This window comes from Phenylobacterium sp., assembly GCF_016793225.1.
GTDB lineage: Bacteria > Pseudomonadota > Alphaproteobacteria > Caulobacterales > Caulobacteraceae > Phenylobacterium.
Genome location: NZ_JAEUMN010000012.1, coordinates 15576 through 27943, shown reverse-complemented (window position 1 = coordinate 27943; position 12368 = coordinate 15576). Strand labels below are relative to the sequence as shown.

General features: G+C 72.8%; 13 protein-coding genes and 1 tRNA gene. 7 read left to right on the top strand and 7 right to left on the bottom strand.

The annotated features are described in order from the left end of the window. Positions 1 to 86 precede the first annotated feature (86 nt). Positions 87 to 452, top strand: coding sequence for a hypothetical protein (locus JNK30_RS01070; RefSeq protein ID WP_293479369.1), 366 nt, complete (start codon positions 87 to 89; stop codon positions 450 to 452). 40 nt (positions 453 to 492) lie between these two features. On the opposite strand, the gene JNK30_RS01065 is transcribed toward JNK30_RS01070, so the two are convergent. After that, entirely contained in the window at positions 493 to 1236 is a 744-nt protein-coding gene (locus JNK30_RS01065) for an SIMPL domain-containing protein (protein ID WP_293479368.1), read from the bottom strand. A 113-nt stretch (positions 1237 to 1349) separates the two neighbouring features. Here JNK30_RS01065 and JNK30_RS01060 point away from each other — a divergent pair. Both JNK30_RS01060 and JNK30_RS22955 read left to right on the top strand, forming a co-directional pair. Further along, a tRNA-Ile gene (locus JNK30_RS01060) sits at positions 1350 to 1425 on the top strand. Positions 1426 to 1525: 100 nt separating this feature from the next. Then, positions 1526 to 1663 carry a DUF6538 domain-containing protein gene (locus JNK30_RS22955; RefSeq protein WP_367118720.1) on the top strand — a complete coding sequence of 46 codons (138 nt, stop codon included), beginning with the start codon at positions 1526 to 1528 and terminating at the stop codon, positions 1661 to 1663. A gap of 90 nt (positions 1664 to 1753) precedes the next feature. Here the strand turns inward: JNK30_RS22955 and JNK30_RS01055 are convergent, their stop codons facing one another. The 6 genes from JNK30_RS01055 to JNK30_RS01030 form a co-directional block, all read right to left on the bottom strand. Then, positions 1754 to 1942 (bottom strand): hypothetical protein, encoded by a 189-nt coding sequence (locus JNK30_RS01055; protein ID WP_293479366.1) that lies wholly within the window; start codon positions 1940 to 1942, stop codon positions 1754 to 1756. Next, entirely contained in the window at positions 1939 to 3369 is a 1431-nt protein-coding gene (locus JNK30_RS01050; RefSeq protein WP_293479364.1) for an ATP-binding protein, read from the bottom strand. The genes JNK30_RS01055 and JNK30_RS01050 overlap by 4 nt, the downstream gene beginning before the upstream one ends. Continuing rightward, positions 3366 to 4772 (bottom strand): ATP-binding protein, encoded by a 1407-nt coding sequence (locus JNK30_RS01045; RefSeq protein ID WP_293479362.1) that lies wholly within the window; start codon positions 4770 to 4772, stop codon positions 3366 to 3368. The genes JNK30_RS01050 and JNK30_RS01045 overlap by 4 nt, the downstream gene beginning before the upstream one ends. Positions 4773 to 4857: 85 nt before the next feature. Beyond that, entirely contained in the window at positions 4858 to 5130 is a 273-nt protein-coding gene (locus JNK30_RS01040; RefSeq protein ID WP_293479360.1) for a hypothetical protein, read from the bottom strand. Between the two features lie 74 nt (positions 5131 to 5204). Continuing rightward, complete coding sequence (locus JNK30_RS01035) at positions 5205 to 6497, bottom strand: ATP-binding protein (protein ID WP_293479358.1); 1293 nt, start codon at positions 6495 to 6497, stop codon at positions 5205 to 5207. 227 nt (positions 6498 to 6724) lie between these two features. Next, complete coding sequence (locus JNK30_RS01030; RefSeq protein WP_293479356.1) at positions 6725 to 6928, bottom strand: hypothetical protein; 204 nt, start codon at positions 6926 to 6928, stop codon at positions 6725 to 6727. A 234-nt stretch (positions 6929 to 7162) separates the two neighbouring features. Here JNK30_RS01030 and JNK30_RS01025 point away from each other — a divergent pair, with 234 nt between their 5' ends. From JNK30_RS01025 to JNK30_RS01010, 4 genes are all read left to right on the top strand, one after another. Next, positions 7163 to 7978, top strand: coding sequence for a carbon-nitrogen hydrolase family protein (locus JNK30_RS01025; protein WP_293479354.1), 816 nt, complete (start codon positions 7163 to 7165; stop codon positions 7976 to 7978). Positions 7979 to 7988: 10 nt separating this feature from the next. Then, entirely contained in the window at positions 7989 to 8420 is a 432-nt protein-coding gene (locus tag JNK30_RS01020) for a DUF1178 family protein (RefSeq protein WP_293479352.1), read from the top strand. Between the two features lie 68 nt (positions 8421 to 8488). Next, entirely contained in the window at positions 8489 to 10447 is a 1959-nt protein-coding gene (locus JNK30_RS01015) for a S9 family peptidase (protein WP_293479350.1), read from the top strand. 9 nt (positions 10448 to 10456) lie between these two features. Beyond that, positions 10457 to 12367, top strand: coding sequence for a S9 family peptidase (locus JNK30_RS01010; RefSeq protein ID WP_293479349.1), 1911 nt, complete (start codon positions 10457 to 10459; stop codon positions 12365 to 12367). Position 12368: the final 1 nt, after the last annotated feature.

The following is a 12368-nucleotide window of genomic DNA, read 5'->3' as shown; positions in this document are numbered from 1 at the left end:
CCGCGCTCGGGTTCGCCGCGCTCGGCCTGGCGGCCTGTTCGCCGACCGCGCCGCCCGGCGTCGACCGCGACGAGCTGGACGCGGCCGTGTCGCGCGCCGTCGGCGACCCCAACACCTGCGTGCTGATCGCCGACGCCGACTCCGGCCGCACGCTTTACCGCTACAACACCGCCACCACGTGTGCGCGCGAGTTCGCGGCGTGCGACCAGCCCGGGACGCGCACCCTCAAGACCCTGCTCGACGCGACCGTGAAGGACCGCCAGGCGCGGACACTGTCCTGCAACACCCAGGCCGATGCGTCGCGGGGCGTCGGCTGGGCCAGCGGCCCCATCGCGGGCACGTCCTACGTCTACGCGGCGATGATGGAGGGCGACCGCGCCTTCCCCGGCCGCATGATGGCCGACCGGCTCGAGACCGCCTTCCGCCGCGCGAAGGTTTCGAAGGCGCCTTAGGGCCGCCCGCCTGGACGGCCCCGCGGACGTTTCGTCGAACCTACCGCGCCAGCTCGTAGAGCCCGCTCACGTCGATCCGCACCCGCAGCTCGCCGCCGGCCACCGGGGTGCCGGCGTCCTTGGCCTGGGCGGCCATGGCGAACCGCTCCATCGGCATCGGCGGGGGCGGGGTGAACCCGCCGCCCTCCGACAGGCTGACCAGGCGCGACACGCGGTGGCCCGTCGCCCGCGCGTAGAGGTCCGCCTTGGCCTGCAGCGCCTTCACGGCGGCCTCGCGGGCGACGTTCTCGGCCGCGGTGGGATCCTTCAGGCCGAAGCTGATCCCGTTGACCTGGTTGGCGCCGGCCGCGACCGAGGCGTCCACCGCAGGCCCCAGCCGCTTCAGGTCGTTGACGGTGATCGTCACCTGGTTCGAGACCTGGTAGCCGATGAGCTGCGGCGGCTGGTTCTCCTGGTAGCGGTACTGCGGCGACAGGTTCAGGTTGGACGTCTGGATGTCGCGGTCGGCGAGGCCGGCGCGGCGCAGGCTCGCCATCACGGCGGTCATCCGCTGCGCGTTGGCGCTCATGGCCTCGGCGGCGGTGCGGCCCTCGGTCATCACGCCCAGGCTGATGACGGCCATGTCGGGCGCCACCCTGGCTTCGCCGTAGGCCGCAAGGTTCAGCGTCGTGGCCCGGAACATGGTGTCGGCGGCCGGCGGCGCGGCCTGGGCCAAGGCGGCGCTCGCCGCGGTGGAGGTCAGCAGCGCCAGGCTCAGGCCGGCGGCGCGCATCAAGGTCTTCATGGTCGGCTCCAGTGGGGGGAGGATGGAACGCCCAAGCGTGGCAGTCCGTGCCTGAACGCAAGCTTTAAGCGCCATGCAGCCCGTGGTAACGCCCCAGCCTGCCGCGCGGCTACGGGCCTGTAGCTCAATGGTTAGAGCCGGCCGCTCATAACGGTCTGGTTGCAGGTTCGAGTCCTGCCGGGCCCACCAGCGCCTCCTCAAGGGGCGGGCTTGTCTCAAGTCCCTGTCTGGTAACAGCTTCTCAGAGCGGGCTGGGGCACATTGTTGTGCGGCTACGGGTCAGCGTGAGTTGGCGAAGTACCCCGGATTGGTTCGCCGCGAAGGCGGTGTTTGGTGCGTGAGGAAGCGAGTCCCAGACGACCTTCGGCACGTTCTGGGGTCGTCGGACATCCGGCGAAGCCGATTCATCTGGACGATTTGGCGCTGACGTCGGGCTCCTGCCGGGGCTTGACCGACCCGCCTCATGTCCGGGCAACCTCTTGAAGATGCTGCGTGTTTACTGGCCGTCTTGCGGGCGTTAGCCGGCCAGCCATATCGGCGGAGCGCGCTGCTGGTTCGGATCGGTCACCGTCGCGGCCGAGTAGGCGGTGGCTCCCAGGCCCACGGCGAGGCCGGCGAGCAGCGCCCTCTTGATCGCCCGCAGGCGAAGCGCCTGGGCCCAGTCGTCGGCCGACAGGAAGAGGCTGGAGGGTGACCAGCGCCTCATTGGGCCACGTGGGCCCGGCGGGCCGCGACGGGTGCGGCCGGCTCGCCCGCCGCTGCGGGCAGCAGGAGGCTGACGGTCACGCCCGACCGGCCGCTGTCGAAGGCGAGGGTTCCGCCGTGGGATTCCACGATTTCGCGGCAGATGACCAGGCCCAGGCCGGTGCCCTGCGGCTTCGTGCTGAAGAGGCCCTTGTCCAGGCTGGCGAGCGCCGCGGCCGGGATGCCGGGCCCGTTGTCGATCACCCGGAGCCGCACCGCGCCGGGCGCCGGGCGGTCGACCCTGACCTGCACGACGGGGTTGCGGCGGCCTTCCAGCGCCTCGACGGCGTTGTTCAGCAGGTTCAGCAGCACCTGCTGGAGCTGCGCGCCGCGGCCGAGGACCGAGCCCGCCGTCGGGGCGACGTCGATCCGCAGGCTGATCCCGCGAAGCGCGCAGTCGCGTTCGACCAGCCGCGCCACCGACCGGACCAGGGGCTCGATCGCCACGGGTTCGGCGGGTGCGGTCGAGCGCGTCGTCAGGGCGCGGACACCCTCGATGACGCCGCGCGCGCGGCGAACCTCCTCGCGAAGGTTGTCGAGCGAGGCGCGGGCGCGTTCCAGGTTCGGCGGCGACCGGTCCAGCCAGTTGCCGGCCGAGCGTGAGAAGCCGGCCATCGCGCCCAGCGGCTGGCTGATCTCGTGCGCCAGCGTGCTGGCCGTGGCGTTGACGATGGAGATGCGGTTCATCCGCTGCAGGTCGTCGCGCATCCGTTGCAGCTCGAGTTCGACGCGCCCCCGACGCCGCTGCTCGATCAGCGACTTGCGCGTGGCGGCGCGCAGGCCCGCCTGCCGTTCGCGGAAGGCGACGGCGCATTCCTGCGCGAGCAGGGCGGCTGCGAGCATGGCGTAGGTGTAGGTCACCGCGTCGGAGTCGCGCTCGCCGGGCCGGAAGTTCCCGGGCTGGGCCAGCCACATCGTCGCGGCGGCGGCGATGCCCAGGGCGGTCAGGCCGCTCACCAGACGCGCGCCCGCGGGGCGGAAGCACATGGCGTTGGCCAGGAAGAACATCGGCGCCCAGCGCGTGATGCCGCCGACCTCGTACGCCGGCGCCGAACCGCCGATCAGGACCACGTACACGCCCAGGACGCAGGCGGACGCGAAAGCGACGCAGACCGCGGGAGCCTGGATGTTGATCGACCGGACCCCGTTGCGCGCGATCCCGGCAAGCGCCACGGCCAGGCTGCCGCCGATGATGACGTTGCCCATCACCTGCCCGCGGTCCGGCCAGGTCGCGAAGACGCCGTAGACGCAGGCCAGGAGCCCCAGCGCGATCACCGCGAAGCAGGCGCGGCGGACGGTCGTCAGGCGGAAGGCGGCGGCCCACTCGTCGGCGGGGACGAACAGGCTGCGCGCCAGCCTGCCGGCGATGGCGACCGCGGCGCTGGTCATGCCGCAGCCTCGTGCGCCGCGGCGGCAGGGAGGCGGATGGTCATGGTGGAGCCCTCGGCGTCGCGTCCGAAGGTCAGGGCGCCGCCATGGGCCTCCACGATCTCGCGGCTGATCGCCAGGCCGTGGACGGGGTCCTCCGGCGCGGCGGCGGCGAGCCCGCGGTCCAGCCGCGCGACGGACTCGGGCGCGACGCCGGGGCCGTCGGTGACGATTCGCAGGCGCACCTCGTCCGGGTCGGGCCGATCGGCGCGGATGCGGATGAGTCCGCGTCCGCGACCCTCGTGGCTCTCCATCGCGTGGCTCAGGAGGTTCAGGATGACCTGCTGCAGCTGGACGGCGCGGCCCCGGACGGCGCCCGCGTCGGCGGAGACGTCCAGGTGCAGGAGAATGCCGCGCAGCTCGCAGTCGCGGCGGACCAGCCGCCCGACATCGTGGACGAGCTCCGCGACCGCGACGTCGGCGGTCTCGGCGGCGCGGCGGCTGGTCAGCGCGCGGATGCGCTCGATGATCTCGACGGCCTTGGCGGCCTCGTCCTGCAGGGCGCCGACGGTGGCGCGGGCCTCGGCCGTGCGCGGCGGCGTCGCCGCCAGGGCGTCACCGGCCTCGGCGGCGAGCGCGTCGACGCGGTCCAGGGGCCCGCTGACCTCCTGCGCCAGCGCCCCGGCCATCGCATTGACCATGGAGACCCGGTTGCGCCGCATCAGGTCGTCCTGCAGGCGCCGTAGGTCCAGCTCAACCGCGATGCTGCGCCGGCGCTCGAGCAGCGCCTGCCGGGCCGCGGCGCGCAAGCCGGCGCGCCGTTCGCGCACGGCGAATGCGCACTCCTGGACCAGCAGCGCGCAGATGACCACGAGGTAGGTCAGGATCACGGTGTCCGTCTCGTAGTCGCCCGGCCGCGCTTGGCCCGACGTCGCCAGCCAGGCGGTGACGACCACGAGGATACCCAGGCCGGTGAGCCCGCTGACGATCCGCGCGCCGAGCGGCCGGAAGCACACGACGTTCAACGCGAAGAAGATGGGCGTCCAGAGGGTCGCCACCGCGATCTCGCCCGGCGGGCCGGATCCCAGCTCAAGCACAGAGAGTACGGCCAGGATGTTCGCGATCGAGATGGCGATGCACGCCGCCGGCGCCAGACGGCCGGCCAGGCGCCCGTCATCCAGGGCCGCCGCGACGAGCACCGTGGCCGTAGCGGCCGTGTACATCGCCATGGCCGGCCGCATGCTGGGTTCGGGCCAGAGAGCATACAGGCCGTACAGCGACGTGAGGACGCCGATCGTCGAGCATATGACGAATGCGCGCCTCACGACCCGGCGGCGAAAGACGCGGACCCAGACGTCGGTCGGCAGGAAGATGTCGGCCGCCTTCAGGGGTCTTCTCAGCCAGCGTTTTCGACGCGCGTGCAACGGCATGACTCCATACGGCGCCCTTCTGGCACGCTAAGGTCGAAGACCCGCGTTCGGCAACGGGACAGCGACGCTTTAGCGGCCATCAGCCTCCCGAATGGCCGGCCTCGACGACGCGTCTTCCCCGACCGGGAAGAGGGCGGGCCCGGGTCTCGGGCCATTCTTCGACCGGCACGCAGGGGTGGACCCTCACCCGCACGGGCAGGTCGGGGTTCATCCGCGGGCGGGCCAGCAGGGTGACGCGGGCGCCTTCGTGAGGCGCGGCCGCGACCCGCGCGGGCCGGGCCGCCAGGCGGCGCAGCGCCAGCGCCAGGGCGTCGGCAGGCGTGATGACGATCGCAGGCGTGGACACCTTCATGTCCGCTGGTGTCCGCCGTCGCCGCGCCGGGGTCCACGCGCAGGGCGCCCGAACTGAGCGCCCGCCGGTCCGCCTCAGCCGGGCTGCGGGGCGGGCAGCCGCACGGTGACGCCGTCGCCGTCAGGGCCGGCCTCGACGCCGATCGAGCCGCCGTGCGCCTCGACGATGTCGCGGCAGACGGCCACGCCCAGGTCCTCGCCGCCGGCCCCCGCGGCCAGCAGGCCGCCGTCCAGCCGGCGCAGGCGCTTCGCCGCCAGGCCGGGCCCGCTGTCGGTGACCCGCAACCGCACGGAGCCGGGCTCTGGCCGGTCGGCGCGCACGCGCACCTCAGCGCCCGGCGCGCCGTCGAACGCGCCGATGGCGCTGTTGAGCAGGTTCAGCAGCACCTGCTGGAGCTGGGCGCCGCGGCCCCAGACCACGCCGGCGTCCGGCGCCACCTCCACGGCCAGGGCGACGCCGCGCGCCGCGCAGTCGTCGGCGACCAGGCGCGCGACGCCGCGCACCAGCTCGTCCACCGGCGCCTCGACCAGCTCGATGACCCGCCGGTTGGCGAACACGCGCAGGTCCTCCACCACCCGGGCCGCCCGCAGCGCCTCGTCGTGCAGCTGGTCCGCCGCGGCGCGGGCGCGGGGCAGGTTGGGCGGATCGGCCGCCAGCCAGTTGCGCGTGGAGCGGGCGAAGCTGACCACGGCCCCCAGCGGCTGGCTGATCTCGTGCGCGACGGCGCTGGCCATGGTGTCGACCACCGCCGCACGGTTCTGCGCCAGCAGGTCCTCGCGGGTGCGGCGCAGCTCGGCGTTCAGCGCCGCCCGCCGCCGCCGCTCGCGTCGCGCCTGGCGCGCCGCCGCTTGCGCCCCGGCCTGCCACTCGCGGACCACGAAGGCGACCTCCTGCGCCAGCAGGCCGGCGGGCAGCACGAAGAAGGTCATCGTCACCACCTTGGTGTCGGAAGTCCCCGGCTCGAAGGCGCCCGGCCGGGCCAGCCAGGCGGCGGCGGCGGCGAGGATCCCCAGCGTGGTCGCCCCGCTGAGCAGCCGCGCGCCGCGGGGGCGCAGGCACATGGCGTTGATCATGAAGAACACCAGCGGCCAGCGCGTGATGGAGGCCATCTCCTGCGGGCTGTCGTTCAGCATCAGGGCGCTCCAGGCGCCGGGCACGAAGGAAAGGCTGGCCGTGATGCAAACGGCGGGCGCCAGGATGTTGATCGAACGCACCCCCGACCGCGTCGTCCAGACCAGCGCCGCGAGCAGGGTGGCGGCGATCAGGCTGTTGGCGGCCACGCGCACGGGATCGCCCCCCGCCGCGGCCACGGCCCAGACGGAGGCCGCCAGGCCCAGGCAGAGCCCGGCCGCCAGCAGGCGCCGCACGCCGGACGAACGAAACGCCCGCGCCCACTCCGCTCGCGGGATGAACAGGCCTGCGGCGAGGCGCGCCGCGTCGTCCCGCCTTGTCCTCGCCCTCCCGGACGTCGGCCCCTGTGACATCGGCTTCCCGTTCCCCGCTCAGCCGCTCCGGGGGCTGCGCGCAGCCCGCAGCCTAGAGCCGCCCGTCCGTACAGGCGAGGCCTCGGCGGGGCGCAGCTTGCCCCGCCGGCTCACGGCGCGCTTCCTGCCCGCAGGGCGGCTGCAAGGTGGCCCAGGAGGTACCAGCCCAATCCCAGGCAGACCATCATCAACAGCCGGTAGGGCAGGAGGCTGACGTTCCGCCGCCCGTCATAGGGCCGCGCGGCCAGACGTTCGAACAGGCGAAACGCCCCCGCGCAGCCCGCCACCGCGGCCACGATCATCGCGATCTTCACGCTGAGGCTCCCGTTGCGCGTCTCGCGCAGGGGAACCGCGCGCGGCCGCGGCCAGCAACGCTGCGCCCGCCCGGAACGGGCGCCCGGGCGGGCGGTGAACCGAGATCGCGAGGCGAGAGGGGGGCTACGCTCGGCGCTCAAGACCCTGTGAGGCGCGTGGCGTTCCCGTGCTCCCCTCCCGGCGCAGGCCTGCCCGCCCTTCCGTCGCGGCGCGGCCGCGACTATGGGAGCCGCATGAAGGTCGCGCTGATCCAGACCCGCACGCCCGCGAGCCACGCTGCGGCGCTCGCCCATGTCCTGCCGCTCGTGCGGGAGGCCGCGGCCGGCGGCGCCCGTCTAATCTGCACGCCCGAGGGCACGAACATCCTGCAGAAGGACCGCGATCGGCTGCTGCCCCAGCTCACGCGGCTGGAGGAGGATCCCGTGGTGACCGGCCTGCGCGAGGTCGCCCGTGAGCTGGGGGTCTGGATCGACGTCGGCTCGGCCCTGGTGCTGCGCGAGGACGGCAAGGCGGCCAACCGCCAGGTTCTGGTGCGGCCCGACGGCGGCGTGGCGGCGACCTACGACAAGCTGCACATGTTCGACGTCGACCTGCCGACCGGGGAGACCGCGCGGGAGTCTGCCACCTACGAGCCCGGCGATCGCGCCGTCACGGCCGAGGTCGACGGGGTCCGGCTGGGCCTGACCATATGCTACGACCTGCGCTTCCCGGCGCTGCATCGCGCGCTCGCGCTGGCGGGCGCCGAGGTGATGACCATCCCGGCCGCCTTCACCCGGCCCACCGGAGAGGCGCACTGGCGGGTCCTGATGCGGGCCCGCGCCATCGAGACGGGCAGCTACGTCCTGGCCGCCGCCCAGGGCGGCTTCCACGAGGACGGCCGCGGGACCTACGGGCATTCGCTGGTGGTGGAGCCCTGGGGCGAGGTGGTGGCCGAGCTTGACCACGACGAGCCGGGCGTGCTTTTCGCCGACCTCGACCTGGCGGCGCCGCAGAAGGCCCGCAGGGCCATTCCCGCGCTGGCCAATGCGCGGGCGTTCACGGGTCCCTAGATAAGGTTCGATGATCCGCTACGCGCTCACCTGCGACCACGATCACGCGTTCGAGGGCTGGTTCGCCTCGTCCGGCGACTACGACGACCAGCAGGCGCGCGGCCTGCTCGAATGCCCGGTCTGCGCCTCGAAGGCCGTCCGCAAGCAGATCATGGCGCCCGCCGTCGCCGGCACGAAGCGCACCGCGCGCGACGTCGAGCCCGCCCAGATGCGCGCGATGATGATGGAAGCCGCCGGCCGCATCCGTCGTCACGTGGAAGAGAACTTCGACGACGTGGGCGACGCCTTCGCCCGCGAGGCCCGCGCCATCCACGAGGGCAAGGCCGAAGACCGCGGCATCTACGGCCAGGCCTCGCCGAAGGAGGTCCGCGAACTGCTGGAGGACGGCGTGCCTGTCGCCGCCCTGCCGCCGGAACCCCCGAAGAAGACGGATCTCAACTAGCGGCGCCTTGCGGCGCGTTCCGCCTGACGGCAATCTCGGATTGCATTTCCGTGAGGCTGGGGGGCCGCGTGAGGAGCATCCGCATTCTGCTGGCGGCCGCCGCGCTGGCGCTCGCCGGCCCGTCCGCCGTCCACGCCGCGCCGCTCTCGGCCTATGGCGGCCTGCCCAGCATCGACGAGATCCGCCTCTCGCCCGACGGCTCGACCCTCGCCGTGATCGCCTCCGACGGCGTCAAGCGCAGCTTGCTGGTGCGGCCGACGGCCGGCGGCGCGCCCAAGGTGTTCGCCGTCGGCGAGGCGAAGGTGCGGCGGATCGACTGGCTGGGGACGGACCAGCTGATCATCACCACGTCGCAGACGGGCAAGCCGATCGACCTCTTGGGGCCGCGGCGCGAATGGCTGATGGGCTTCTCGCTGGACCTGAAGGACGACAAGGTCCGGCCGCTGCTCGCCAAGTCGCTGGCGAAGACGACCACCGGAACCCATTTCCGCGACGCCGGATCCGACCTGATCGGCGCGATGAACACCATGGCGGGGCCGCCCCTGGTGCGGCTCGTCGACGGCAAGCCGACGCTGTTCCTGCAGGCGATCGCCTTCAAGGACACCCAGGGCCTGCTGACCATCGTGCAGAGCAATCCGCGGAACGGCGCGCAGAAGATCGTCGAGTTCGGCGGCAACGACACCGACGAGATCCTGCTGGGCGCCGATGGCGCGCCCGTCGCGCGCAGCGACTACGACGGCAAGTCCGGCCGCTGGTCGCTGAAGCTGCGCCGTCCCGGCTCGGGGAGCTGGGCCGAGGTGCGAAGCGTCGCGGCCAAGATCGACCGTCCGTACATGGTGGGCCTCGGGCGGGACGGGCAGTCGGTCCTGCTCGCCGAGCCGGACGCCTCGGGCTACCTGCTGCGCGAGGTCGGTCCCGACGGCGCCGCCTCGGATCCGCTCGACGTCCGCGACGCCGACGGGGCCATCTTCGACCCGGAAACGCACCGGCTGATCGGGGTCCAGGCGCTGGTGGGCGACGAGCGGCGCTACACCTTCTTCGACCCCCGCGACCAGAAGGCCTGGAACGCGGTGCAGGCCGCGTTCAAGGGCGACCCGGTCCGGCTCGAGTCCTGGACGCAGGATCGCCAGAAGATCGTCGTCGCGGTGGACTCGGCCCGGGACGGGCCCGGCTACGCGCTGGTCGACCTCGGCGCCCGCAAGGGCGCCTGGCTGGCGGCCCGCTACGAGAAGATCCTGCCCGAGGACATCGCCAAGGTGCAGGCTCTGCGGTTCAAGGCGAGCGACGGCCTGCAGCTCACCGGCTACCTCACACTGCCCAACGGCCAGCCCGCCCGGAACCTGCCGCTGGTGGTCCTGGCGCACGGCGGCCCCGAGGCGCGCGACACGCCCGGGTTCGACTGGTGGTCGCAGGCCATCGCCTCGCGCGGCTACGCGGTGCTGCGCGTGAACTTCCGCGGCTCGGACGGGTTCGGCCGCGGGTTCGTCGAGGCCGGCTACGGCCAGTGGGGCCGCAAGATGCAGACGGACCTGTCCGACGGGGTGCGCCACCTGGCGGCCCAGGGACTCGTCGACCCCAAGCGGGTCTGCATCGCCGGCGCGAGCTACGGCGGATACGCCGCCCTGGCGGGCGCGACCCTGGACCCCGGCGTCTACCGCTGCGCCGCCTCGGTGGCCGGGCTGTCGGACCTGCGCCGCCTGGTGGAGGACGAAGGACGGGTTTCCCAGCGTTACTGGAAGCGGTTCATGGGCGTGCAGAAGCTGGGCGATCCCGCGCTGGCCGAGATCTCGCCGCTGACCCACGTCGGGCGCGTCTCCATCCCCATCCTGCTGGTGCACGGCCGGGACGACACCGTGGTTCCGCTCGAGCAGAGCCGGATCATGGCCGAGGCCCTGCAGAAGGCCGGCAAGCCGGTCGAGTACGTGGTGCAGGACGGCGAAGACCACTGGCTCTCGCGCGGCGAGACCCGCCTGCAGATGCTCACCGCCACCATGGCCTTCATCGAAAAGCACAACCCGCCGAACTGAGGGCTCCCCGTGACGCGTATCGCCTGCCTGCTCGCACTGCTGCTGTGGATCCAGGCGGCCCCCGCCGCCACGGCGCCGCTCGCCGCCTACGGCAAGCTGCCGTCGATCGAGACGGCGGTGATCTCGCCCAGCGGCCACGCCGTGGCGGTGGTCGTCACCAACGGCGAGCAGCGGACCCTGGTGGTCCGCGACCTCGGCAGCGGGGCGATCACGCTTCGTGGCCTCCTGGGCGACCACAAGATCCGCAACGTCCAGTGGGCCGGCGACAAGCGCCTGGTGATCGTCCACTCCGCGACCAGCAATTCCTTCGTGGTGCAGAACGGCTTCCGCGAGTGGTTCTTCGCCAACATGATCGACCTGACCACGAAGAAGATGACCCCGCTCATGCGCAACTCGCAGGCGGACCTGTCGTCGATCTTCGACTATCCGATCGTGCGCAACCACCGCGGCGACCCTGCCGTCTTCGTCCAGGGCGTGGTGTTCTCGGCGGGCCGCGGCCGGCTGTCGCTGTTCCGGATCGACACCGAGACCGGCGCCAATCGCCTCGTCGAGGAGGGGAGCCCGGAAACCATCGACTGGGTCGTGGACCCGGAAGGCCGCCCGCTCGCGCAGGAACTCTACAATCCCGGCAGCGGCGAGTGGACGCTGCGGATGCGCGGCCCGGACGGCTGGCGCGACGTCGTCACCGCGCGGGAGAAGCTGGACCGGCCGTTCATGGTGGGCCTGGGGCGGGACGGCGGCTCGGTCGTCTACGCCCAACTCGACGAGAACCGGCGCTGGCGGTGGCGCCAGGCCGGCCGTGACGGGACGTCCCAGCCACTCGACGTCGACAACAACCCCGCTCCGATCCGCGCCGCGCTCGACGGTCGGATGATCGGGCACTACCTGCTGGCGGGCGACGAGGACCGCTACACCTTCCACGACCCTGCCGACGCCCGTGCGTGGCAGGCCATCGTCGACGCCTACGCCGGGCAGCGGGTCCGGCTCGAGTCCTGGTCGACGGACCGTCGCCGCATCGTGGTGCTGGTGGAATCGGGCGCCGACGCGCCCCGCTATGCCGTGGTCGACCTCTGCGAGCGCCGCGCAGACTGGCTGGGCGCCCAGTATGTCGACCTGACCGCGGCGGATGTGTCGCCCCGCCAGCCTGTCCGCTTCAAGGCCGCCGACGGCCTGTCGCTGACCGGATACCTGACGACGCCGCGCGGCAAGCCGGCCCGCAACCTGCCGCTCATCGTCTTCCCGCACGGGGGGCCGGCGTCGCGCGACACCCCCGACTTCGACTGGTGGGCGCAGGGGATGGCCTCGCGCGGCTACGCCGTCCTGCAGGTGAACTTCCGAGGTTCCGAAGGCCTGGGACGGGCGTTGCTCGAGGCTGGATACGGGCAGTGGGGCCGCAAGATGCAGACCGACCTGTCGGACGGCGTGCGCCACCTGGCCGCTCAAGGGGCGATAGATCCGAAGCGCGTGTGCATCGTGGGCGCGAGCTACGGCGGCTATGCGGCGCTGGCCGGTCCGACGCTGGATCGCGGGGTCTACCGCTGCGCCGTTTCGTTCGGCGGGGTCAGCGACCTGAGGCGCCTGATCAGCTATTCGCAGTCCCGCAGCGGCGCCGACGCAGGCCGCTACTGGCGCCGGTTCATGGGCGTCGACAGCGAAGGCGTCGAGTCGCTCGCCGCCTATTCGCCCGCGCTCAACGCCGAGAAGGCCGACGCCCCGATCCTCCTGATCCACGGGCGCGACGACACGGTCGTGCCGGTCGAACAGAGCCAGATCATGGCCGCGGCCCTCCAGAAGGCGGGCAAGCCGGTCGAGCTCGTCGTCCAGAAGGGCGCCGACCACTGGCTCTCGCGCGGCGAGACCCGCCTGCAGATGCTCACCGCCACCATGGCCTTCGTCGAAAAGCACAACCCGCCGAACTGAG